Genomic DNA, 23,340 nt, shown 5'->3' on the forward strand with positions numbered 1-23,340 from the left:
AGCTAACGGAGGTTTTTTATGCGTATTTATAAAGTCGGTGGTGCGGTACGTGATCGCCTGCTGGGCAAACCGGTCACCGATATCGACTGGGTCGTGGTCGGCGCCACCACCGAAGAAATGCTCGCCAAGGGCTTTCGTCCGGTGGGCGCGGATTTCCCGGTGTTCCTTCATCCAAAAAGCGGTGAGGAATACGCCCTCGCCCGCACCGAGCGCAAAAGCGGGCGCGGTTACGGCGGGTTCACTTTTCACGCCAGCCCTGAAGTCACCCTTGAAGAAGACCTGATTCGTCGCGACCTGACCATCAACGCCATGGCCGAAGACGATCAGCAGAACCTGACCGACCCCTACCACGGCCAGCACGATCTCGAAGCGCGCCTGCTGCGCCACGTTTCCCCGGCGTTTGCCGAGGATCCGCTCAGGGTCCTGCGTGTTGCCCGCTTTGCGGCGCGATATGCCGCACTGGGTTTTACCGTCGCCCCGGAAACCCTGGAACTGATGCGCCAACTCAGCGAGTCAGGTGAGCTTGAAGCGCTGACTCCCGAGCGCAGCTGGAAGGAAATCTCCCGCGCCCTGATGGAAGATCAGCCGCAGGTGTTTATCGAGGTGTTGCGCGCATGCGGCGCACTCAAGGTGCTGATGCCGGAGGTCGACGCACTGTTCGGCGTCCCGCAGCCCCCGGCCCATCACCCGGAAATCGATACTGGCGCACACACCCTGAGCGTGTTGCAGCAAGCAGCACTGCACAAACAGCCGCTGACCGTGCGCTGGGCCTGCCTGCTGCACGACCTGGGCAAGGGCCTGACGCCAGAGGAGGAATGGCCTCGGCACATTGCCCACGAGTTCAAGGGCCTGAAGCTGATCAAAGCGGTCAACGAACGCTTCAAGGCGCCGAGAGACTGCCAGGAACTGGCAATGCTGGTGGGCGAGTACCACACCCACGGGCATCGCGCCCTGGAGCTGAAGCCATCGACATTGCTGGAATTGCTGCAAAGCTTCGACGTTTACCGTCGGCCTCAGCGGTTCGAGGAGTTCATCGCGGCATGCGAGATGGATGCGCGCGGACGCGAAGGGCTGGAGCAGAGAAGTTATCCACAGGCGGATTATCTGCGCGGGGCGGCGACTGCGGCGCGAACCGTTGCGGTTCAGCCGTTGCTGGAGAAGGGGTTCAAGGGGCCAGAGTTGGGAGAGGCGATCAAACGGGAGCGGCTCAAGGCGTTGAAGGCCTACAAGGAACAAGTCTAAGCAAGATCAAAAGATCGCAGCCTTCGGCAGCTCCTACAGGGAAACGCATATTCCTGTGTAGGAGCTGCCGAAGGCTGCGATCTTTTGCCTTACAACAAATTCGAAGAGGTCAATTGCCCCCCACGCCACTCAAACGCCACGGGCGCCAGCACCTGATCAATCTGCGACTCCGCCCACAACCTGGCAAAACTTTTACCGACACCGGGGTGCACGCGATCCGGCGCGATCAACGACAAGGGCCACAGAACAAAAGCATTTTTCAGGATTTCTGCCCGCGGCAAGATCAAGCCATCGAAGTTGCCCACCAGGTCTCCGAACAACAACACGTCGATATCCAGCGGCAAACCTCGGCGATCCGGTGCGTAACGCCCGTTATCAGCCTCGATGAACTTCAGGCGACGATCAAGCTCCATCAGCGGCAGATCGGTGTACGCCGACACCACGAAATTGAAGAACGGCCCGCTCTTGATGCCCACAGGCTGGCTTTCGAACACTGCCGAACAGCGGATATCGACAAGGAACGCCGCCAAAGCATCGAGCCCCGCCCGCAAATGGGTTTCACGCTCGATATTGCTACCGAGCCCGAGGTACACCTGAGTCAGCGACATCCGCGCTCGATCTCCACGCCCACACCACCGGTGGCAGCCGGGACCGCGCCGGGCTTGGTCAGCTTCAAGCGCACCCAGGTGATCTTGAATTCGCTCATCAGCACTTCAACCAGACGCTCGGCAAAGGTCTCGACCAGCTGGTATTGCGCCTGCTCGGCAAACGCCTGGATGCGCGAGGAAACACTGGCGTAGTCGAGCGCCAGGGTCAGGTCATCACCGGCTGCGGCCGGGCGATTATCCCAGGCGAAGCTCAGGTCAAGACGCAAGCACTGGCGGATGCCCCGTTCCCAGTCGTAGGCACCAATCACCGTGTCGACTTCCAGGCCCTCGATAAACACTCTGTCCAAGCACTTCTCTCCGCTACACGACAAGGGCGCAATGCGCCGTTAGAATCAGGGCTTCCTCGCCCGGAATAGTTAGCATGTTTTGGTTATTGGCGATCCTCGCCTACCTGCTCGGCTCTCTGTCCTTTGCCATTTTGCTCAGCCGCCTGACCGGTAACCCCGATCCGCGAATGAGTGGCTCGGGCAATGCCGGCGCCACCAACATGTTGCGCCTGGCCGGCAAGAAACTCGCCATCCTGACCCTGCTCGGCGACCTTTGCAAAGGCCTGCTGCCGGTACTGATAGCGCGTCTTGCAGGTCTTTCGCAGCAGGAACAAGCCTGGATCGGCGTCTATGCCGTCATCGGCCACCTGTTTCCGCTGTACTTCCGCTTTCGCGGCGGCAAGGGTGTCGCCACCGCTGCCGGCATGTTGCTGGGGCTGTACCCGCCCGCCGCCCTTCTGGCGGTCTGCGCCTGGCTCCTGACGTTCTACCTGACGCGCACCAGCTCCCTGGCCGCCCTGATCGCCACGCCGCTGACCCTGCCTTTGCTGGCCTGGCAAGAACCGGCGGCCCTGCTGCCCATGAGCACGCTCACCGGGCTGATCGTCTGGCGCCATCGCGGCAATCTACGCGACCTGTTTGCCGGGCGCGAACGGCATTTCTAGCGGCCGGACATGAGCGTCGCTCATCACAACGCCGACAACTGCTCCATCGGCCAGCGCGCCTGCACACTGATCGCCAGGCTTTCCTGCTGACCGGCCTGCAAGCGCTGGCAGCCGGCAAAGGCGATCATCGCGCCGTTATCGGTACAGAACTGCGGACGGGCATAAAACACATCGCCCTTCATATCGCCGAGCATTTTCTCCAGAGAAGTGCGCAACGCCTTGTTGGCACTGACGCCCCCGGCGATCACCAGGCGCTTCATGCCGGCGGCTTTAAGGGCACGCTTGCACTTGATGGTCAAAGTCTCCACCACGGCCTGCTGGAACGCCAGTGCGATGTCGCATTGGGCTTGCTCGCCGTCGTCCCCGGCACTGACGCATTGTTGCCAGGTATTCAACGCAAAGGTTTTCAGGCCACTGAAGCTGAAATCCAGGCCCGGGCGGTCGCACATCGGACGCGGGAAGACGAAACGCCCTGCAACACCCTGCTCTGCAAGACGAGCGATCTCCGGTCCGCCCGGATAATTGAGCCCCATCATCTTGGCCGTCTTGTCGAAAGCTTCGCCGGCCGCATCATCCAGGGTCTCGCCCAGGAGCGTGTACTGACCAATTCCGTCGACCTGAACCAGCTGCGTATGGCCACCGGAGACCAACAAAGCGACGAACGGGAATTCCGGCGGTTGCGACTCCAGCATCGGTGCCAGCAAGTGGCCTTCCATGTGGTGTACGCCGAGGGCCGGAATGCCCCAGGCAAAGGCCAGCGCCTGGGCGCAGGAAGCCCCCACCAGCAAGGCACCGACCAGGCCAGGACCCGCGGTATAGGCGATGGCGTCGATCTCGGTCGGCACGCAGTCGGCCTCGGCCAACACCTGACGAATCAAGGGCAGCATGCGTTTGACGTGATCGCGCGAGGCCAGCTCCGGCACCACGCCACCATAGGCGCGGTGCAGGTCGATCTGACTGAAAAGCGCATCGGCCAACAGCCCGCGTTCACTGTCATACAATGCGACGCCGGTTTCGTCGCAGGAGGTTTCTAATCCCAGTACTAGCATGGGTTTGCGCCTTGTTTAGGCTGAATTCGAAGGCGCGCATAATAGTCGTCGCGGGATGCCCCGACCAGCGGTTTTCGATCAGAGGCTTTGCATTCCGAGCGATGAGGGGTTAACATCCGCAACCCTTAAAAACCGACGTCTTCAAGTGCTCTTTTGCCGCGAGGATGTTGACCCCGGTAATGAATGAAGGTAGCTCTGGATGCCAGCCGTCAAAGTAAAAGAGAACGAACCCTTCGACGTAGCTCTGCGTCGTTTCAAGCGCTCCTGCGAAAAAGCCGGTGTACTGGCTGAAGTTCGTAGCCGCGAATTTTACGAGAAGCCAACTTCTGAGCGTAAGCGCAAAGCAGCTGCTGCTGTTAAGCGTCACGCCAAGAAAGTTCAGCGCGAACAGCGCCGCGCCGTTCGTCTGTACTAATACACAGACGACCGTAGCAAGCTTCTGCCAAGCCCGGCCCTCAGCCGGGCTTATGGCATTTGCGTAAAACGCTTGATGCTTCACTGTCGAAGCCGCAGACGCGACCGAGACAAATCTGCTTCACCGCGTCAGACCTGGCTCTTTTGCCAGCGGTGCACGTCTTTTCTGACGAGCCTTTCAAGGCTACTGACGAGCACACCCACTGATTCCTCTCACGACGATCAGCCCAAGGCACCTGCTTGCGTGCCGAATGATGAGCTATCCGAGGCCTGTGTTTGGCCGCAGCGGATTCAGCGCAACACATTCAAACAGTCGAATACTGATTGGCATTAACGTCAGTGGATTTTCGGCAGATACACTTCCCGACAGCGATTACGCAGACGACACTGGTCGAGCCGCACACTTTGCGCGCCTCAATCAATGCCCGCGTTCGGTCGCCGTACGTTTCGGGCTCCTTTCAGCGCAGATGACGAGAACGCCATGGCCGGGCTAATTCCCCAGAGCTTCATTGACGACCTTCTGAACCGCACCGACATCGTCGATGTGGTCAGCTCGCGCCTGCAATTGAAAAAGGCCGGCAAGAACCACACTGCCTGCTGCCCGTTCCACAAGGAAAAGACCCCCTCGTTCAGCGTCAGCCCCGACAAGCAGTTCTATTACTGCTTCGGCTGCGGCGCTGGCGGCAACGCCCTCGGCTTCATCATGGACCACGACAACCTGGATTTCGTCCAGGCGGTCGAAGAACTGGCCAAAGCCGCCGGTATGGAAATCCCCCGCGAAGAAAGCGGCCGCCCGCACAAGCCGCGGCAGCCGACCGATTCGCCGCTGTATCCGCTGCTCAGCGCCGCTGCCGACTTTTATCGCCAGGCCTTGAAGAGCCATCCATCGCGCAAGGCCGCCGTGGACTACCTGAAAGGTCGCGGGCTGACCGGCGAAATCGCCCGGGACTTCGGTCTGGGCTTTGCACCGCCTGGCTGGGACAACCTGTTCAAGCACTTGAGCAGCGATGCCCTGCAGCAAAAAGCCATGATCGATGCCGGCCTGCTGATCGAGAACGCCGAAAGCGGCAAACGTTACGACCGCTTCCGCGACCGCGTGATGTTCCCGATCCGCGACAGCCGCGGGCGCGTCATTGCCTTTGGCGGCCGGGTGCTGGGCGACGACAAGCCGAAGTACCTGAACTCCCCGGAAACTCCGGTGTTCCATAAGGGCCAGGAACTCTACGGCCTGTACGAAGCGCGCAAGACCAACCGCAACCTCGACGAGATCATCGTCGTCGAGGGTTACATGGACGTCATTGCCCTGGCCCAGCAAGGCCTGCGCAATGCCGTCGCGACCCTGGGTACCGCCACCAGCGAAGAACACCTCAAGCGACTGTTTCGCGTCGTGCCCAGCGTGCTGTTCTGCTTCGACGGCGATCAGGCCGGTCGCAATGCGGCCTGGCGGGCACTGGAGGCAACACTGTCGAGCCTGCAGGACGGTCGTCGTGCACGCTTCCTGTTCCTGCCCGAGGGCGAGGATCCGGACACCCTGGTCCGCTCCGAAGGCACCGACGCCTTCCGTGCACGGATCAACCAGCATGCACAACCTCTGGCCGATTACTTTTTCCAGCAATTGACGGAAGAAGCCGACCCGCGCTCGCTCGAGGGCAAGGCCCACATGGCCACCCTCGCCGCACCGCTGATCGACAAAGTCCCGGGCGCCAACCTGCGCACCCTGATGCGTCAGCGCCTGAGCGAAATCACCGGCCTGAGCGGCGAAGCGGTGAGCCAGCTGGCACAAAGCGCCCCGCAGGAAGCACCGCCAGCCTACGACCCGGGCATCGATTACGACGCGATGCCCGATTACAGCGACTATCATCAGCCGCAGGCACAGGACATGTATGTGCCGCAGCAGGAATGGACGCCAAAGAAGCCCGGTGCAGGAGGCAAGAAATGGGACAAGAAACCGTGGGACAAGAATGGCAAACGGGGCGGTGATCGCGATCAACCCCGCGCGCCACGGGTGCCCGCCGCCGTAGAACCGCCGACCCTCGCCGCCTTGCGTACGCTGCTGCATCACCCGCAACTGGCCGAGAAAGTCGAGGATGCCGGGCACTTCGCCGCCGAGGATCACACCAACACACAATTGCTGGTGGCGCTGCTCGAGGCCGTGCAGAAGAATCCCAAGCTAAACTCAATTCAGCTGATTGCCCGCTGGCACGGCACAGAGCAGGGCCGCTTGCTCAAGGCCCTGGCAGAAAAGGAATGGCTGATTGATGGAGACAACCTTGAACAACAGTTTTTCGACACCATTACTAGCTTGTCAGCCCGCCAACGCGAGCGAAACCTGGAACAACTTCTTCGAAAAGCACGTCAAAGTGAATTGAGCACCGAAGAGAAAAACCAACTGCGCGACCTTTTAAGTCGCAATGTTTCCGCATCAAACCCGACCTCAACTGGCGCGTGAGGTCATAGCTCAGGTATAATCCTCGGCTTGTTTTTTGCCCGCCAAGACCTTCAGTGGATAGGGTGTTATGTCCGGAAAAGCGCAACAGCAGTCTCGTATCAAAGAGTTGATCACACTTGGTCGTGAGCAGGGCTACCTGACTTACGCGGAGGTCAACGACCACCTGCCGGAGGATATTTCAGATCCGGAACAGGTGGAAGACATCATCCGCATGATCAATGACATGGGGATCAACGTATTCGAGGTTGCGCCAGATAAGGATTCCCTTATGCTGGCCGACGCCGATACCGACGAAGCCGCAGCCGAAGAGGCCGCTGCAGCGTTGGCTGCGGTCGAGACCGACATTGGTCGCACTACCGACCCGGTGCGCATGTACATGCGCGAAATGGGTACGGTGGAGCTCCTCACACGTGAAGGCGAAATTGAAATCGCCAAGCGTATTGAAGAGGGCATCCGTGAGGTGATGAGCGCCATCGCGCACTTCCCTGGCACGGTTGATCATATTCTCTCCGAGTACACCCGCGTCACCACCGAAGGTGGCCGCCTGTCCGACGTCCTGAGCGGTTATATCGACCCGGACGACGGCATCGCGCCGCCTGCGGCAGAAGTGCCGCCGCCGATTGACGCGAAAGCCGTCAAGGCGGATGACGACGCCGACGACGAAGACGGTGAAGCCTCGGATGACGAGGAAGAAGCCGAAAGCGGTCCGGATCCGATCATCGCCGCCCAGCGTTTTGGCGCTGTGGCCGATCAGATGGAAATCACCCGCAAGGCGCTGAAAAAGCACGGTCGTCACAACAAGGCAGCGATTGCCGAGTTGCTGGCCCTGGCCGACCTGTTCATGCCGATCAAACTGGTACCGAAGCAATTCGAAGCCCTGGTCGAGCGTGTTCGCAGCGCCCTGGATCGCCTGCGTCAGCAAGAGCGTGCAATCATGCAGCTCTGCGTTCGTGATGCGCGCATGCCGCGTGCAGACTTCCTGCGCCAGTTCCCGGGCAACGAAGTCGACGAAAGCTGGAGTGATGCCCTGGCCAAAGGCAAAAGCAAATACGCTGAAGCCATTGGTCGTCTGCAGCCGGACATCGTCCGTTGCCAGCAGAAGCTGACCGCGCTGGAAACCGAAACCGGTTTGACCATCGCCGAGATCAAGGACATCAACCGTCGCATGTCGATCGGTGAGGCCAAGGCTCGCCGCGCGAAGAAAGAGATGGTTGAAGCCAACTTGCGTCTGGTGATCTCGATCGCCAAGAAGTACACCAACCGTGGCCTGCAGTTCCTCGATCTGATCCAGGAAGGCAACATCGGCTTGATGAAAGCGGTAGACAAGTTCGAATACCGTCGCGGCTACAAGTTCTCGACTTATGCCACCTGGTGGATCCGTCAGGCGATCACTCGCTCGATCGCCGACCAGGCCCGCACCATCCGTATTCCGGTGCACATGATCGAGACGATCAACAAGCTCAACCGCATTTCCCGGCAGATGCTGCAGGAAATGGGTCGCGAACCGACCCCGGAAGAGCTGGGCGAACGCATGGAAATGCCTGAGGACAAGATCCGCAAGGTATTGAAGATCGCTAAAGAGCCGATCTCCATGGAAACCCCGATCGGTGATGACGAAGACTCCCATCTGGGTGACTTCATCGAAGACTCGACCATGCAGTCGCCAATCGATGTTGCAACCGTTGAGAGCCTTAAAGAAGCGACTCGCGAAGTGCTGTCCGGCCTCACTGCCCGTGAAGCCAAGGTACTGCGCATGCGTTTCGGTATCGACATGAATACCGACCACACCCTCGAAGAGGTTGGTAAGCAGTTTGACGTGACCCGTGAGCGGATTCGTCAGATCGAAGCCAAGGCGCTGCGCAAGCTGCGCCACCCGACGAGAAGCGAGCATCTGCGCTCCTTCCTCGACGAGTGATCACAAAACCCCCGGCCCAGGCCGGGGGTTTTGTTTTATGGCAGATTAATATCTCCACACCTCCCCTCCGCCCTGTAGCCCGTCTACACTCGAAACATTCCCCAGAGCCATAACGAGACCGTTATGCCCAGACTGCCGACCGTGCTTTTATTGCTGTCGCTGATGACCTGGACCGCAACGGCTGGCGCGCTGACTCTAACTGAGGATGAACGTAGCTGGCTGGCGGCTCACCCGGACTTGCGCCTGGGTGTCGATGCATCGTGGCCGCCCTTCGAATTTCGCGACGATGAGGGGCGCTACCAGGGCCTTGCCGCGGATTACATCGAGGTCATTCGCCAACGGCTGAAAACCCGGCTCACGCCCATCGAGCCGGTGAGCTGGACCGCCGTCCTGGAACAAGCCAAAAAGGGCAAAATCGACCTGCTGCCGGGCATCATGTCGACCCCGGAACGCCAGAAATACCTGTCGTTCACCCGCCCCTATCTGGATTTTCCGATCGTCATCCTGGCCCATGTCAGGGGCCCCCAGCCACACAAACTGCAAGACCTGTATGGCCTGAAAATCGCCGTGGTGGAAAACTACGCCCCCCACGAACTGCTGCGCACCCACAATCCCGACCTGAACCTGGTGGCGATGCCCAATGTCAGCTCGGCGTTACAGGCGCTGGCCACCGGTGCAGTGGATGCGGTGGTGGGCGATCTGGCGTCCAGCGTCTGGAGCCTGCGTCAGCTCAAGCTCGACGGGTTGTATGTCAGCGGTGAAACCCCCTATCGCTATCAACTGGCCATGGCAGTACCCCGCGACAACGCAATCCTCGTCGGCATTCTCGACAAAGTCCTGGCGGACATGAGTCCCGCCGAAATCAGCGCCATTCAGGAGCATTGGGTCGGTAACGTCATCGATCATCGAGCATTCTGGAATGACCTGCTGCTGTATGGCCTGCCCGGAATGCTGCTGCTGACCCTGGTGCTGGCGACGGTTATCCGCATCAACCGCCGCTTGAGTTCGGAAATCGCCCGCCGGGTCGATCTTGAACAGGAACTGCGCAGCAGCGAGTACCACTACCGTGGCCTGGTAGAGAGCCTGTCGGCCATCGCCTGGGAGGCAAGGGTCACCGACTACACCTACAGCTATGTATCGCCCCACGCCGAAGATCTCCTGGGCTATCCCCTCTCCCATTGGCTGATTCCGGGCTTCTGGCGCAACATCATTCACCCCGCCGACCTGATTCGTGCCCAGACTTTCTGCGATCACGAAGTGCTGGCCGGGCGCGATCACCGCCTCGATTACCGGGTGATCACCGCCGACGGGCGCTGCCTGTGGGTGCGCGACATCGTCAGCCTGATCGAACACGGGCATGAGCCGGTGATGCGCGGGTTGATGATCGACATCACCGACGCCAAGCGCACCGAAGAAGCGCTGCGCCTGTCGGAACAGAAATTCGCTTCCGTGTTCCAGCAATGCCCTGACATTCTGGTGATCGCCCGCCTGAGCGACGGCTGCCTGCTGGAGGTCAACGAAGCGTTCGAAGAACAGATCGGCCTCAAGGCCGAGGACGTCATTGGACTGACCGCCACCGACCTGAACATCTGGGGGATTCCCGGCGTTGGGCCGGGTCTGTTGCAACGCTTGCAGGCCGGCAGCATCCGCAACCTGGAAATGCCCTTTCGTCGCAGCAACGGCCAGGTGTTCACCGGGCTGATCTCCGCCGAACCGTTCGACCTCGACATGACACCGGCGCTGGTGGTCGTGGTGCGGGACATCACCCAGCTCAAGGAAACCCAGCAACAACTGCAAACGTCCGAAGAAAAGTTCGCCAAGGCTTTCCATGCATCCCCCGACGGCCTGCTGCTGTCGCGGCAAAGTGACGGCTTGCTGTTGGAGGTCAACGAGGGTTTCAGTCGCATCACCGGGTTCAACAGCGCCATGTCGGTGGATCGTTCGGTGCTGGACCTGGGGATCTGGGTCAATCTCAATGAGCGCAAACAAATGCTCGACCTGCTGCATCGGGACGGTTTTGTCCGCGACTTCAGTTGCCATATCCGCCGCAGCGACGGGCAGATCCGCCTCTGTGAAGTGTCCAGCCGTCCGCTGCCGATCGGCGATGACGACTGCATGCTGACCATTGCCCGGGACATCACTGAACGGCACTTGATGCAGGAAAAACTGCAACAAGCCGCCACCGTGTTCGAAAGCACCGCCGAAGGCGTGTTGATCACCGATACCCAACAGCACATCAGCGCGGTCAACCGAGCCTTCACCGAAATCACCGGTTACAGCGAAAGCGAAGCGCTGGGCCACACGCCGCGCCTGCTCGCTTCAGGCTTGCATGACAGCGCGTTCTACGCGGCCATGTGGCATCAATTGACTGCCGAAGGTCATTGGCAGGGCGAGATTTCCAATCGACGCAAAAATGGCGAGCTGTACCCGAGCTGGCTGACCATCAGTGCCGTGCGTAACCGCGACAAGTTCATCACCCACTTCGTCGCGGTATTCGCCGACATCTCCAGCCTCAAGCATGCCCAGGCCAAACTCGACTACCAGGCGCACCACGACCCGCTGACCGGCCTGCCGAACCGCACGCTGTTCGAAAACCGCTTGCTGATGGCACTCAACAACCAGCAGGAGAACGGCGGCCAGGGCGCCGTGCTGTTCCTTGACCTTGACCGCTTCAAGCACATCAACGACAGCCTTGGCCACCCGGTGGGAGACCTGCTGCTCAAGGGCATTGCCGCACGTCTCAAGGAGCAGCTGCGTGACATCGACACCGTGGCACGCCTGGGCGGTGACGAGTTCATTATCCTGCTGCCGGGCCTGCAACAATCCAGTGATGCCGACAACATCGCCACCAAGCTGCTCAATTGTTTTGCCGCGCCGTTCCAGGCCGGCGAACACGAGTTCTTCATCAGCGCCAGCATCGGCACCAGCCTCTACCCCAAGGATGGCTGCGACGTTGCCACGCTGATCAAGAACGCCGACGCGGCGATGTACCGCTCCAAGGCCAAGGGCCGCAACCGCGTCGAAAGCTACACCCGCGACCTCACCGCCCAGGCCAGCGAACGCGTGGCGCTGGAACACGAACTGCGCCGCGCCATCGAACGCAACGAATTGCACCTGTGCTACCAACCGAAAATCAGCCTCGACGACTACAGCCTGGTCGGCGCCGAAGCCCTGATCCGCTGGCGCCACCCGACCTTTGGCGACGTGCCACGGGAACACTTCATCCCGCTGGCTGAAGAAAACGGCATGATCCTGCAAATCGGCGACTGGGTCCTGGAAACCGCCTGCCGGCAGATGGCCGAATGGCACCGCCTGTACGAAAGCCCCGGCCCGCTGTCGGTCAACCTTGCCGGCGCCCAATTGCGCCAGCCCAACCTGCTGGGCCGCATCGAACAGTTACTCAAGGACAACGGCCTCAACCCCGGCTTCCTGCAACTGGAAATCACCGAAAACTTCATCATGAGCCAGGCCGAAGAAGCGCTGGCGGTGCTGCATCAACTCAAACATCTGGGCGTGCAACTGGCCATCGATGACTTCGGCACCGGCTACTCGTCCCTGAGTTACCTCAAGCGACTGCCGCTGGACATCCTCAAGATCGACCAGTCCTTCGTCCGCGGCCTGCCGGACGATCCCCACGATGCGGCGATCGTACGCGCCATCATCGCCCTCGGGCGCAGCATGCAATTCACCGTGATCGCCGAAGGCGTCGAGACCCAGGCGCAACAGCAATTCCTCGCCGCCGAGGGCTGCGAACAGATCCAGGGCTACATCGTCAGCCTGCCCTTGCCACCCGACGAATTTGCCGCGACGTTTCTTCGTACAACCGTAATGGCTTTTTCGGATAGCACAGCCGTGAAACCGTCGCTATAATCCGCGACCTACTGAGGGCCTATAGCTCAGTTGGTTAGAGCAGAGGACTCATAATCCTTTGGTCCACGGTTCAAGTCCGTGTGGGCCCACCAAACAAGAAAGCCGCGCAATGCGCGGCTTTTTCGTGTCTGACTGATCGGTTTTTGCAGAGACGTTTTATCGCCTCAATGGGCAAAGTTCTCGATCTTCACCTGTCCGTCGGGAAAGGTAGCGATGATTTCCAGCTCGCCGCCCATGGCGCGGATGTAATTGCGCAACGTGCTGATGTACATGTCGGTTCGTCGCTCCATCTTGGAAATTGCCGCCTGATTGACATGTAGCGCCTTGGCCAAGGTCTCCTGGCTCAGCTCCTGGGCCTTACGCAACTCGTGCAGAGGCATTTCCTTAAGATGCTGTTGGAACTGCCGCTCTGCGTCAGCGCGAGATTCCGCCGTCATTCGAGCTTGGAGCTCAGCAAATTTCTTAGCCATCGTTGCGGTCCTCACTACGCAGTGTTTCCAAATGTTCGTCATACAATTTGTCCGCCAGCGGGACATGTTCGTCGTACCAGCGGTCCTGACCGGTTTTGTCCCCGCCGATCAATAGTAGAGCGCATCGACGAGGATCAAACGCATACAACACACGATAAGGCCTTCCCGCATGCTGGACCCGCAGCTCTCGCAGATTGCCATGTCGCGAGCCTTTGATGTCGCTGCTATGGGGAAAACGCAGGCTTGGTCCAAAGAGCTCCAGCAGATCGACGCTGGCCGAGACTGAAGCCTGCTCCTTTGCATCCAGCCCCTCCCACCAGCCTCCAAATTGATCGGTGTATTCAACATCCCAGCCCATACAATATGCCACCCAAGGAATATGACCTCAAGGGAATAACTCTATGGGTTTGAGCGGCCGTCCGACCACCCCCTGTTTCTTGCTGAATTGTTAATGACAGTTTCCAGCCACGCCTGAACCTTGAGCCCTGGACACACTTGCTTGATCGAAATATCGGATGACGCCTTATGACCTTGTAGGCAAACTCCGAATCTTGCTGTTGGGCACTTTGCCGCCTTGTTGCGCTTTTCTTTGACGGGATAGTCTCCGGACGTCGCTGACCAATCAGCGATCGGGCTTGGAAACCCGTCGAGCGAATCGCAACAACGTGCCCAACATGACCGCAGACGTTTTACGACTGCAATCCTGTGTCATGGCGGCTGTGCGTGGGACGTCCTTGGACGTGCCGGTTTCCTAGGCTCCCGGTTTTCCAACCTGCGCACAGCTGCCACCCATTCGCTTGGAAACGAACGTGGCAGCTCCTCAAGCTTAGGAGATTGAACATGTCCAAAACCAATGCGCCCGCACCTTCAGAACTAAAAACCGTCGGCTTCACCCCCTTCCTGTTTCTCTCGGACCAACCACTGTTCCACGTCTGCCGCAACGTTCCCATCGCCGACGCCCTGGCCCAAGCCTCCGACCGCTATACCTCGCCAAGTCCCTGACCGTCGATGCCGCCTACGCCCAAGACTCCGACCGCCACGCCTGGGCCGCGCACTACCTGACGACGATGAGCAAAGCGGTGATTGATGATGTGGTGAAGGTGCTGACGCGCAGACCTGCTCAAACGAGAGCGCAAGCAGATCAATAGAATAAACAGAGCCTGAAAGCTCCCAAAAAGGGACCGAGCGCTCCCTTTTTGGGACTGATAGGGCTGGGCTCTTCAGTCCAAACACATCATGTAGGGATGGCCTTCACCTCCCGCAGCCGCTCCAGCATCGGCCCGGTGAACACCACCTCATACGTATCCGCCGCCCGCCCCCATTGCTCCACAAGAGCCATCCCGTCCACCAGCGCCGCAGCCAATTCGGCAATCGTCTCAGCCTGGTCCTCGATAATTTTTTGCGTTCGAAGCCACACCCGATCAGTCATCGCCTTAAGCTCCGCCGTTACGCGCTCGCTCGACGCTGGGTCGGTATCGGGGTAGACGATGTTGCGCAGCAGATGCTGAAGCTCCCTGATTTTTGCGTAGTCCTGTTCCGCCCCCTGCTCGCCTTTGAGGATGGCGGTGGCTTTGGGCTTGTCGATGCGTTTTGCGGCTGAAGGTTTTGAAGGCAGTGTCTGCGCCATGGCGCCCGCCAGGAGCACCATCATCCGGGCTTCCAGATGTTCCTTCATGGCATCTATCGACGAAATTGGCCGCACCAGCGTAATGGAGGCCCCTCCCTGGTGTCGTAAATCCCTGGTCACGGTCAGGGTCACGCCGCCCGTTTCAAAGCCCAGGGCGCGGGCCACCACGTAGTGCCCCATTTCGTGATGGGCGATCTGCAATGCGCGGTCGCGTACAGCGGCAGGCAGGTTCGTCGTCATGTCCATTGCCTCGGATCCTTCGTACTCGCATTCGACTACGAGTGACGGTCGCTGTCCATCCTGACGCCCCGCACAATCATGTAGGAGCGAGCCTGCTCGCGATGGACTTGAACGCGCCGCGGCCATTCAGACAGCACGCGTTATCGTTCACGCCCATCGCGAGCAAGCTCGCTCCTACATCACATTATTTGGGCAAAGCGTAGGCAATCACATAATCCCCACGATCCGTCGACTGACGCGCACCGCCCACCGTCAGCAGGATGTACTGCCTGCCGGTTTTCGGTGAAACGTAGGTCATCGGCCCGGACTGGCTGCCCACCGGCAAGCGCGACTTCCAGATTTCGTTGCCGTTGCCGGTGTCGAAGGCGCGCAGGTAGAAGTCCTGGGTGCCGGCGAAGAACAGCAGGCCCGACTGGGTGGCGAGCGATGCGCCGAGGGTCGGCATGCCGATCGGGATCGGCAGGTGCATGCGGATGCCCAGCGGGCCGGTGTCTTGTACGGTGCCGACCGGTACTTGCCACATCAGTTTGTGGGTCTTGAGGTCGATGGCCGACATGGTGCCGAACGGTGGTTTTTGGCACGGAATGCCGACCGCCGAGAGGAAGCGTTCGCGCATGGCGCCGAACGGTGTGCCTTCCTGTGGCACCACGCCCATTTCGATGCCGCTGGCCCCGGCTTTGATCTTGTCGCGGGGGATCATGTAGTTGGCCAGGCCCAGGCGCATGTCGTTGACGAACATGTAGCTGGTGTTCGGATCGACCGAGACGCTGCCCCAGTTCATGCCGCCCAGCGAGCCCGGGAATTGCAGGGCGCGGTCCATGCCCGGTGGGGTGTAGACGCCTTCGTGGCGCATGCCTTTGAACTGGATGCGGCACATCAACTGGTCAAACGGCGTGGCGCCCCACATGTCGGACTCGGTCAGGGTCTTGTTGCCGATTGACGGCATGTCGACCGAGAACGGTTGGGTTGGCGAATAGCGTTCGCCGGGAACCTTGCCTTGCGGCACCGGACGTTCTTCGACGCGGGCAATCGGTACGCCGGTCTCGCGGTTGAGCAGGAAGATCTCGCCCTGTTTGGTGACTTGCGCCAGGGCTGGCTGGGTGCCGCCCTTTTCGTCCGGCACGTCGTACAGCAGCGGCTGTGCCGGCAGGTCGAAGTCCCACAGGTCGTGGTGAGTGGTCTGGAAGTGCCAGCGCACCTGACCGGTTTTCACGTCGATGGCAACGATGGACGAGCTCCACTTGTCGTCGAACTCGGTGCGTTGACCGCCGAAGAAGTCTGGCGTTGCGTTACCGGTCGGCAGGTAGACCAGACCGAGCTTGGCGTCGTAGGACATGGCCGACCACACGTTCGGCGTACCACGGGTGTAAGTCTCACCGGCCGGCGGACGTTTGCTGGTGTTCGGATTGCCCGGATCCCACGCCCACACCAGTTCGCCGCTACGCACGTCGTAGGCACGCACCACGCCCGGCGGTTCGCCGATGGAGTAGTTGTCGGCCACGCGGCCACCGACGATCACCACGTCCCCTGCGACCAGCGGGGTCGAGGTTTGCTGGTAGTAACCGGGCTTCACTTCACCCATGTCGGTGGTCAGGTCGACGGTGCCCTTGTTGCCGAACTCTTCGCAGGGCTTGCCGGTGTCGGCATTGATGGCGATCAGGCGGGCATCGCCGGTCGGCAGAAACAGACGTTTCGTACAGGCGGCTGGCTGATTGTCCGAAGTCGCCGGGGTTTCGGAATAGCCCAGGCCACGGCAGCGCTGCCAGTTGGGTGCGGTGCCTTGCGGGTCGAACTTCCAGCGCTGGGCGCCGGTGTCGGCATCCAGGGCGAAGACTTTGCCGTAGGCGGTGCAGGTGTAGACCGTGTCACCGATTTGCAGCGGGGTGTTCTGGTCTTCGGCGCCGGCACCGGTGCTTTGCGGGATATCGCCGGTGCGGAAGGTCCAGGCGACCTGCAACTTGTCGATGTTGCCCTTGTTGATCTGGTCCAGCGCGACAAAGCGGTTGCCGGCGGTGGTGTTGCCCCAGTGCGCCCAGTCTTTCTGTTCGGTGCCCGGAGTGACCGGCGTAACCGCAGGTTCAACGGAGGCCTTGACCACGTGGGTCGGCACAAACATGTAGGCCATCGTCGCAACGACGCCCACGCCCAGAATGCTGGCCAGACCGTAGGCGCCACGCCCGCCGGTCGTGCCCGAAGCGCGGACCAGGGTCGGATAAATCAACGCCACCACCAGACCGATCACGGCGAAAGTTAGCACCCGCGAGACCAGCGGCCAGTATTCGAGGCCCGCATCCCACACGGCCCAGATCGCAGTGAGGACCAGCGCCACACCATACAGCCAGGCGCCCAGCGGCTTGCGACGGGCAATCAACAGGCCGGACACCAGCATCGCCAGGCCCATCAGCAGGAAATACCCACTGCCGCCCAGCGCAATCAGGTAGCCGCCGCCACCCGCCAGGCCGAGCCCGATCAGTGCAATCAGCACACCCAGCCCCGCCAGCAACCATTTGCTGCCGGCGGCAGCCCCAGAATTGTTCATGTCGGACATTTTCCCCATTTGTGACAAGGACGGAATAATGTACTAACTGGTTACTTATGGCAATTTGTCGCAGGCAGAAATGTCATGAACGGTACGGAGGCTTGATCAGGGCTCCGTCGCGAGCGTCGTACAGAATCTGCCTGTAACATGCTTGCGCACTGATCCATGCCGCTGGAGATAACCCTTTGCCTGACACTCGCCCGCCCGTTCTCGACGAAATCGACCGCCAGTTGATTGCAGCCCTGCAGATCAACGCCCGTGAGAGCGTGGCCATGCTCGCCCGGCAACTGGGCATCGCCCGCACCACTGTCACTTCGCGTTTGGCGCGGCTGGAAAAGGCCAAAGTGATCACCGGTTACGGCGTGCGCCTCGGGCAGCGGGTGGTGGACGGCGGGTTGCAGGCGTATGTCGGGATCACGGTGCAACCGCGTTCCGGCAAGGAGGTGTTGCGCCGCCTGAGCGCGATGGCGCAGGTACAGCAGTTGTGTGCGGTGAGTGGCGAATTTGATTATGTAGCGTGGTTGCGCACCGATTCGCCGGAGCAGCTGGATCAGTTGCTGGATCAGATTGGCAGTGTGGATGGGGTCGAGAAGACCACCACGTCGATCATCTTGAGCAGCAAGATTGATCGGGGGCAGCCGGTTTGAGTTTTTGCCGGGGGTTTAGGTGGTGTCTGTTCGGGCCTCTTCGCGAGCAGGCTCGCTCCCACAGGGGTTCACATTGTCACTTTGAAGTATGCGTTAGTCATATCGACCAATAGAATGGCAAAACGACGACACTTTGCGTCTTATTAACGTGTTCTGTGCTCTCTAGAATGGCTGGCATCTTTTCCTATACTCAGATGCGCATTCCGCGTCGGGTCGCCAGCAAGGTCAGCCATGAACAAGAACAATCGCCATCCTGCAGACGGTAAAAAACCAATCACCATTTTCGGCCCGGACTTTCCCTTCGCCTTCGACGACTGGATCGAACACCCGGCCGGGCTGGGCAGCATTCCCGAGCACAATCACGGTGCCGAAGTGGCGATTGTCGGCGGCGGGATTGCCGGGCTGGTGGCCGCGTATGAGCTGATGAAGCTGGGTTTGAAGCCGGTTGTCTACGAAGCCTCGAAAATGGGTGGCCGTCTGCGCTCCCAGGCGTTCAACGGCGCCGAAGGTATCGTGGCCGAGCTGGGTGGCATGCGCTTTCCGGTGTCGTCCACCGCGTTCTATCACTACGTCGACAAGCTCGGCCTGGAAACCAAACCGTTCCCCAACCCGCTGACGCCTGCATCGGGCAGCACGGTCATCGACCTCGAAGGCCAGACCCATTACGCACAGAAGCTGTCGGACCTTCCTGCGCTGTTCCAGGAAGTGGCTGACGCCTGGGCCGACGCCCTGGAAGCCGGCTCGCAGTTCTCGGATATCCAGCAAGCCATTCGCGACCGCGACGTGCCGCGCCTCAAGGAGCTGTGGAACACCCTGGTGCCGCTGTGGGACGACCGCACCTTCTATGACTTCGTCGCCACGTCCAAAGCCTTTGCCAAGCTGTCGTTCCATCACCGCGAAGTGTTCGGCCAGGTCGGTTTCGGCACCGGCGGCTGGGACTCTGACTTCCCCAACTCGATGCTGGAAATCTTCCGCGTGGTGATGACCAACTGCGACGATCACCAGCATCTGGTGGTCGGTGGCGTGGAACAAGTGCCACAAGGCATCTGGCGCCATGTGCCGGAGCGTTGCGCACACTGGCCGGCCGGCACCAGCCTCAGCTCCCTGCACAGCGGCGCGCCGCGCACCGGCGTGAAGAAGATTGCCCACGCACCGGGTGGCCGTTTCGCCGTCACCGACAACTGGGGCGACACCCGCGAATACGCCGCCGTGTTGACCACCTGCCAGAGCTGGCTGCTGACCACCCAGATCGAATGCGACGAAACCCTGTTCTCGCAAAAGATGTGGATGGCCCTGGACCGCACCCGCTACATGCAATCGTCGAAAACCTTCGTGATGGTCGACCGCCCGTTCTGGAAGGACAAGGATCCGGAAACCGGCCGCGACCTGATGAGCATGACCCTCACCGATCGCCTGACCCGTGGCACCTACCTATTCGACAACGGCGACGACAAGCCAGGGGTGATTTGCCTGTCGTACTCGTGGATGAGCGACGCGCTGAAAATGCTCCCGCACCCGGTGGAAAAACGCGTGAAACTGGCGCTGGATGCACTGAAGAAGATCTACCCGAAAGTCGACATCGCCGCGCGGATCATCGGCGATCCGATCACAGTGTCCTGGGAAGCCGACCCGCATTTCCTCGGTGCGTTCAAAGGCGCACTGCCCGGTCACTACCGCTACAACCAGCGTATGTACGCGCACTTCATGCAGGACGATATGCCGGCAGAACAGCGCGGGATCTTCATCGCTGGCGACGACGTCTCGTGGACGCCAGCCTGGGTTGAAGGCGCAGTACAGACCTCGCTCAACGCGGTGTGGGGCATCATGAAACACTTCGGCGGTGCAACTCACGCCGAGAATCCGGGTCCAGGAGATGTATTCAACGAGATCGGACCGATCGCCCTGCCCGAGTAAGAGGAATCCGAAATGCGCGTAGCCCTTTACCAATGTCCACCGTTGCCGCTGGATGTCGCCGGCAACCTGCAACGCCTGCAACAACTGGCGCTGGAGGCAAAAGGCGCGGACCTGCTGGTGCTGCCGGAGATGTTCCTGACCGGCTACAACATCGGCGTCGATGCCGTCAGCGTTTTGGCGGAGGTGTACAACGGTGAGTCGGCGCAGCAGATCGCACGCATTGCCAAGGCAACCGGGATTGCCATCTTGTATGGCTACCCCGAGCGCACCGGGGACGGGCAGATCTACAACGCCGTGCAGTTGATCGACGCCAATGGCGAGCGCGTGTGCAACTACCGCAAGACGCACTTGTTCGGCGACCTCGATCACTCGATGTTCAGTGCAGGCGCGGACGAGTTTCCCATCGTTGAGCTCAACGGCTGGAAACTCGGCTTCCTGATCTGCTACGACCTGGAGTTTCCGGAAAATGCCCGACGCCTGGCCCTGGGCGGCGCCGAGCTGATTCTGGTGCCGACCGCGAACATGATTCCGTTCGATTTCGTCGCCGATGTCACCGTGCGTTCCCGCGCCTTCGAAAACCAATGCTATGTGGCTTACGCCAACTACTGTGGTCATGAAGGCGACATCCACTATTGCGGCCAGAGCAGCATTGCTGCGCCGGATGGCAGCCGTATCGCTCAGGCGGGACTGGATGAATCGCTGATTGTCGGTGAGCTGGATCGACAGTTGATGGTCGATTCCCGTGCCGCCAATCGCTACCTGATCGATCGTCGTCCCGAGCTTTACGGCGAGCTGAACAAGTCCTAATCCGCTAGCATTGGCACTTCACTGTTCTGGAAGTGCCCATGCCCGCGCTGAATCACCCTCGCCCCCACACTGAAACCCTGGCCAACGGCTTGCGGGTGACGCTGCGTCATGTCCCGAATCTGAAGCGTTGCGCAGCAGCGTTGCGGGTCGCCGCGGGCAGCCATGATGTGCCGCTGGCGTGGCCGGGCCTGGCGCATTTTCTTGAGCATCTGCTGTTTCTGGGGACCGAGCGTTTTCCTGCCGGGCAAGGGTTGATGGCCTACGTCCAGAGTCATGGCGGCCAGATAAACGCGCGAACCAGCGAGCGCACCACGGACTACTTTTTCGAACTGCCACCCCAGGCATTTGCCGGTGGGCTGGAGCGTCTGTCAGACATGCTCGCCCATCCGCGTATGAATCCGGACGATCAGCAGCGGGAACGGGAAGTGCTGCAGGCGGAATTTGTCGCCTGGTCGCAGGATGCGGCGGCGCAGCAGCAATTTGCGCTGTTCGACGGACTGTCAGAAGCACATCCGCTTCGCGGTTTTCATGCCGGCAATCGCGCCACTCTGGCTGTAGAGCAGCCCGAGTTTCAGCAGGCCCTGCAGGATTTTTATCAGCGGTTTTACCAGACCGGGCAGATGACGTTGAGCCTGGCCGGGCCGCAAAGCCTCGAAGAGCTAAGGACCCTGGCAGAAACCTTTGGTAACGTCATCGTCAAGGGACAAAGCATTGAGCAACACGCTCCTGTGCCACTGATGTCGAGCTCAGAAAGAAGTTATCAACAGGCTGAAGCACGGCGACTGGATTGGCTGTTCGCCCTCGAATCGCTGCCCGAGTCTTGCGCCGAGGCGTTGGCATTCTTGTGCCACTGGCTGAATTCGGCAAAACCCGGTGGCTTGTCGGCGGACCTGCGCGAGCGCGGGCTGGCCGATCACCTGAAAGCCCAGCCGCTGTACCAGTTCGCCGGTCAAGCCTTGCTGCATATCGAGTTCACCCTGCCCGCCGCCGACTCGGCAACAGGGATTCACGAATGCCTTATGGACTGGCTGAGCTTTTTTGCCCAGCAAGACTGGACCCCGTTGCGCGAAGAATACGCAACCCTGCACCAGCGCCAGCAACAGGTCAGCAGTGCCTTGCAATTGGCCCGGCTGGACAGCGAACAACGCGAAGTCGGGTTATCTGGCCAAGGCGTTACAGCGCTCAAGCAAATCCTCACTCAAATCGGCGCTGTGGATAACTTCAGCGGCCCATGGCAGTTACCCGCACCCAACCCGTTCCTGCGCACCGAAGCGCCCGCGTCCAACGCCGGACTGATTCGTGGCCAGACCAGCGCCCACCGCGGCCTGCGTACCTTTGCCCAGGATCGCTCGCGCAGCCGTCGTGAACGTTCGCCGATGCAATTCAGCCAGGCCTTGCCGGACAACAGCGCGGAAGGTGCGATTTATCTGCGCTGGCGTCTGGACTCGAGTCCCGCCAGTGCCCTTCAATCACGCTTGGAAAGCAACCTGCAATCGTTGCGCGAAGACGCACTTCAGGCCGGTGTGGATGTTTCCTTCAGTGCCTCGGGCAACGAATGGCTGCTGAAAATGACCGGACTGCAGGAGCCGATGCCCAGCGTTCTGGAGCATGCGCTGAAAGAGCTGACACAATCTGACGCTGCAGTCTCACAAGCCGCGCCGGAGAGTGTCGCACTGATGCCCATTCGACAGCTGCTCAAGGCATTGCCCAATCACTGCCTTGCGCACACCGCGAACACGGACGACGCGCAGCAACTCTGGTCGAGTGCACGCTGGGATGGCTTGGCGATTGGCCTGTCCGCCCAGACTCAAGCGGCCATGGGCCTGGCCTTGAGCCGTATACCCGGCACGCCGGACAATCAATTGACCCCGCCGCCAACCCTCCCGTCACATCGTCTGTGGAGCGCCGTCGACAGCGATTCCAGCGAGCACGCACTGCTGCTGTTTTGCCCTGCCGCAACCGGGGAGTTGGCCGACGAAGCCGCGTGGCGTCTGCTTGCGCACTTCTGTCAGACGCCGTTCTACCAGCGCCTGCGAGTGGAATTGCAACTGGGCTATGCGGTGTTCAGCGCCCTGCGCCAGATTCACGGGACAACCGGATTACTGTTCGGTGTGCAATCACCGAACGTAGCGCCGGCAGATCTGCTGCAACACATCGAGCAGTTCCTCAGCGATCTGCCAATGCTGATCAATGCCCTCGATGACAACGCGTTCATCGCTGGTCGCCAGACCTTGGCCGAGCAATTTTCCCAGGCTGCATTGCCCACTGCCCAGGCCGCGGAATTGCTTTGGCAGGGCAAGCTGGGCGGCCGCTCGTCGGATTATCTTATGCAATTGCCCGAGGCAATCCTGCTGATCGAGCGCTCCCAACTGCTTGCCGCAGCCCAGCGATTGAATCGGGCCGAGGGCGGTTGGCTTTGCCTGGCGAACAGCCCTGCGCCAGGCACGCCATGGCAAGCGGCAAAATGATCATTACCGGGGCTGTAAGGAGCTTTCTCAAAGTTTCACGGGCAATCTCTTTGAAATTTTGAGTAACATAGCAACCTAACTATTTGGAAC

At 60.4% G+C, this 23,340-nt stretch carries 17 protein-coding genes, 1 tRNA gene and 1 pseudogene; 12 read left to right on the forward strand and 7 right to left on the reverse strand.

Translation table 11 applies throughout. From position 1 onward, the window contains the following. Positions 1–18 precede the first annotated feature (18 nt). Positions 19–1,242, forward strand: coding sequence for a multifunctional CCA addition/repair protein (locus AC3WJW_RS26230; protein ID WP_493727994.1), 1,224 nt, complete (start codon positions 19–21; stop codon positions 1,240–1,242). Positions 1,243–1,331: 89 nt separating this feature from the next. On the opposite strand, the gene folK is transcribed toward AC3WJW_RS26230, so the two are convergent. Continuing rightward, positions 1,332–1,850 (reverse strand): 2-amino-4-hydroxy-6-hydroxymethyldihydropteridine diphosphokinase, encoded by a 519-nt coding sequence (folK, locus tag AC3WJW_RS26235; protein WP_493727995.1) that lies wholly within the window; start codon positions 1,848–1,850, stop codon positions 1,332–1,334. Continuing rightward, entirely contained in the window at positions 1,841–2,197 is a 357-nt protein-coding gene (gene folB / locus AC3WJW_RS26240; RefSeq protein WP_007980224.1) for a dihydroneopterin aldolase, read from the reverse strand. Before folB ends, folK begins: the two co-directional genes overlap by 10 nt. Positions 2,198–2,271: 74 nt before the next feature. Between folB and plsY the strand changes: the two genes are divergently transcribed. Continuing rightward, positions 2,272–2,841 (forward strand): glycerol-3-phosphate 1-O-acyltransferase PlsY, encoded by a 570-nt coding sequence (gene plsY / locus AC3WJW_RS26245; protein WP_007993197.1) that lies wholly within the window; start codon positions 2,272–2,274, stop codon positions 2,839–2,841. 23 nt (positions 2,842–2,864) lie between these two features. Here plsY and tsaD read toward each other — a convergent pair whose 3' ends face one another. Beyond that, on the reverse strand, positions 2,865–3,890 hold the full coding sequence (tsaD, locus tag AC3WJW_RS26250; protein WP_102700179.1) for a tRNA (adenosine(37)-N6)-threonylcarbamoyltransferase complex transferase subunit TsaD: 1,026 nt from the start codon (positions 3,888–3,890) through the stop codon (positions 2,865–2,867). A 199-nt stretch (positions 3,891–4,089) separates the two neighbouring features. Here tsaD and rpsU point away from each other — a divergent pair, with 199 nt between their 5' ends. The 5 genes from rpsU (at position 4,090) to AC3WJW_RS26275 (ending at position 12,630) form a co-directional block, all read left to right on the forward strand. Then, positions 4,090–4,305 carry a 30S ribosomal protein S21 gene (rpsU, locus tag AC3WJW_RS26255; RefSeq protein WP_002551877.1) on the forward strand — a complete coding sequence of 72 codons (216 nt, stop codon included), beginning with the start codon at positions 4,090–4,092 and terminating at the stop codon, positions 4,303–4,305. Positions 4,306–4,785: 480 nt separating this feature from the next. Further along, positions 4,786–6,753, forward strand: coding sequence for a DNA primase (dnaG, locus tag AC3WJW_RS26260; RefSeq protein WP_493727996.1), 1,968 nt, complete (start codon positions 4,786–4,788; stop codon positions 6,751–6,753). Between the two features lie 67 nt (positions 6,754–6,820). Next, positions 6,821–8,668: an RNA polymerase sigma factor RpoD gene (rpoD, locus tag AC3WJW_RS26265; protein ID WP_104450007.1), complete on the forward strand. Its 1,848-nt coding sequence runs from the start codon at positions 6,821–6,823 to the stop codon at positions 8,666–8,668. Positions 8,669–8,791: 123 nt separating this feature from the next. After that, positions 8,792–12,538 (forward strand): bifunctional diguanylate cyclase/phosphodiesterase, encoded by a 3,747-nt coding sequence (locus tag AC3WJW_RS26270; protein ID WP_493727997.1) that lies wholly within the window; start codon positions 8,792–8,794, stop codon positions 12,536–12,538. 15 nt (positions 12,539–12,553) lie between these two features. Further along, positions 12,554–12,630: transfer RNA gene (locus AC3WJW_RS26275), tRNA-Ile, on the forward strand. Positions 12,631–12,702: 72 nt separating this feature from the next. On the opposite strand, the gene AC3WJW_RS26280 is transcribed toward AC3WJW_RS26275, so the two are convergent. Together AC3WJW_RS26280 and AC3WJW_RS26285 are read right to left on the reverse strand one after the other, a co-directional pair. Beyond that, positions 12,703–13,008: a helix-turn-helix domain-containing protein gene (locus AC3WJW_RS26280; protein WP_493727998.1), complete on the reverse strand. Its 306-nt coding sequence runs from the start codon at positions 13,006–13,008 to the stop codon at positions 12,703–12,705. Next, the gene (locus AC3WJW_RS26285) at positions 13,001–13,366 is read right to left on the reverse strand and encodes a type II toxin-antitoxin system RelE/ParE family toxin (RefSeq protein ID WP_493727999.1); all 366 of its coding nucleotides are present in this window, start codon (positions 13,364–13,366) and stop codon (positions 13,001–13,003) included. Before AC3WJW_RS26285 ends, AC3WJW_RS26280 begins: the two co-directional genes overlap by 8 nt. Positions 13,367–13,848: 482 nt before the next feature. Between AC3WJW_RS26285 and AC3WJW_RS26290 the strand changes: the two are divergent. Then, a pseudogene (locus AC3WJW_RS26290) lies at positions 13,849–14,156 on the forward strand (DUF3077 domain-containing protein). A gap of 86 nt (positions 14,157–14,242) precedes the next feature. On the opposite strand, the gene AC3WJW_RS26295 reads toward AC3WJW_RS26290, so the two are convergent. Then, positions 14,243–14,875, reverse strand: a complete 633-nt coding sequence (locus tag AC3WJW_RS26295; RefSeq protein WP_493728035.1) for a zinc metalloprotease — start codon at positions 14,873–14,875, stop codon at positions 14,243–14,245. 184 nt (positions 14,876–15,059) lie between these two features. Then, positions 15,060–17,414, reverse strand: a complete 2,355-nt coding sequence (locus tag AC3WJW_RS26300) for a glucose/quinate/shikimate family membrane-bound PQQ-dependent dehydrogenase (RefSeq protein ID WP_493728000.1) — start codon at positions 17,412–17,414, stop codon at positions 15,060–15,062. A 185-nt stretch (positions 17,415–17,599) separates the two neighbouring features. On the opposite strand from AC3WJW_RS26300, the gene AC3WJW_RS26305 reads away from it, so the two are divergent. From AC3WJW_RS26305 to pqqF, 4 genes are all read left to right on the forward strand, one after another. Further along, a complete protein-coding gene (locus AC3WJW_RS26305) occupies positions 17,600–18,061 on the forward strand; it encodes an Lrp/AsnC family transcriptional regulator (RefSeq protein ID WP_007980298.1) in 462 nt (153 codons plus the stop codon). Positions 18,062–18,292: 231 nt separating this feature from the next. After that, the gene (locus tag AC3WJW_RS26310) at positions 18,293–19,975 is read left to right on the forward strand and encodes a flavin monoamine oxidase family protein (protein ID WP_007980300.1); all 1,683 of its coding nucleotides are present in this window, start codon (positions 18,293–18,295) and stop codon (positions 19,973–19,975) included. 12 nt (positions 19,976–19,987) lie between these two features. After that, on the forward strand, positions 19,988–20,782 hold the full coding sequence (locus AC3WJW_RS26315) for a carbon-nitrogen hydrolase family protein (protein WP_493728001.1): 795 nt from the start codon (positions 19,988–19,990) through the stop codon (positions 20,780–20,782). A 38-nt stretch (positions 20,783–20,820) separates the two neighbouring features. Further along, on the forward strand, positions 20,821–23,250 hold the full coding sequence (pqqF, locus tag AC3WJW_RS26320) for a pyrroloquinoline quinone biosynthesis protein PqqF (RefSeq protein WP_493728002.1): 2,430 nt from the start codon (positions 20,821–20,823) through the stop codon (positions 23,248–23,250). Positions 23,251–23,340: the final 90 nt, after the last annotated feature.

The organism is Pseudomonas sp. GW821-FHT07G06 (assembly GCF_058986625.1).

Coding starts and splice junctions, on each gene's coding strand:
- dnaG (WP_493727996.1), top strand. CDS start 4,786: ATGGCCGGGCTAATTCCCCAGAGCTTCATTGACGACCTTCTGAACCGC.
- AC3WJW_RS26310 (WP_007980300.1), top strand. CDS start 18,293: ATGAACAAGAACAATCGCCATCCTGCAGACGGTAAAAAACCAATCACC.
- AC3WJW_RS26300 (WP_493728000.1), bottom strand. CDS start 17,414: ATGAACAATTCTGGGGCTGCCGCCGGCAGCAAATGGTTGCTGGCGGGG.
- folK (WP_493727995.1), bottom strand. CDS start 1,850: ATGTCGCTGACTCAGGTGTACCTCGGGCTCGGTAGCAATATCGAGCGT.
- AC3WJW_RS26285 (WP_493727999.1), bottom strand. CDS start 13,366: ATGGGCTGGGATGTTGAATACACCGATCAATTTGGAGGCTGGTGGGAG.
- pqqF (WP_493728002.1), top strand. CDS start 20,821: ATGCCCGCGCTGAATCACCCTCGCCCCCACACTGAAACCCTGGCCAAC.
- AC3WJW_RS26315 (WP_493728001.1), top strand. CDS start 19,988: ATGCGCGTAGCCCTTTACCAATGTCCACCGTTGCCGCTGGATGTCGCC.
- AC3WJW_RS26230 (WP_493727994.1), top strand. CDS start 19: ATGCGTATTTATAAAGTCGGTGGTGCGGTACGTGATCGCCTGCTGGGC.
- tsaD (WP_102700179.1), bottom strand. CDS start 3,890: ATGCTAGTACTGGGATTAGAAACCTCCTGCGACGAAACCGGCGTCGCA.
- AC3WJW_RS26280 (WP_493727998.1), bottom strand. CDS start 13,008: ATGGCTAAGAAATTTGCTGAGCTCCAAGCTCGAATGACGGCGGAATCT.
- rpsU (WP_002551877.1), top strand. CDS start 4,090: ATGCCAGCCGTCAAAGTAAAAGAGAACGAACCCTTCGACGTAGCTCTG.
- rpoD (WP_104450007.1), top strand. CDS start 6,821: ATGTCCGGAAAAGCGCAACAGCAGTCTCGTATCAAAGAGTTGATCACA.
- AC3WJW_RS26295 (WP_493728035.1), bottom strand. CDS start 14,875: ATGACGACGAACCTGCCTGCCGCTGTACGCGACCGCGCATTGCAGATC.
- plsY (WP_007993197.1), top strand. CDS start 2,272: ATGTTTTGGTTATTGGCGATCCTCGCCTACCTGCTCGGCTCTCTGTCC.
- AC3WJW_RS26270 (WP_493727997.1), top strand. CDS start 8,792: ATGCCCAGACTGCCGACCGTGCTTTTATTGCTGTCGCTGATGACCTGG.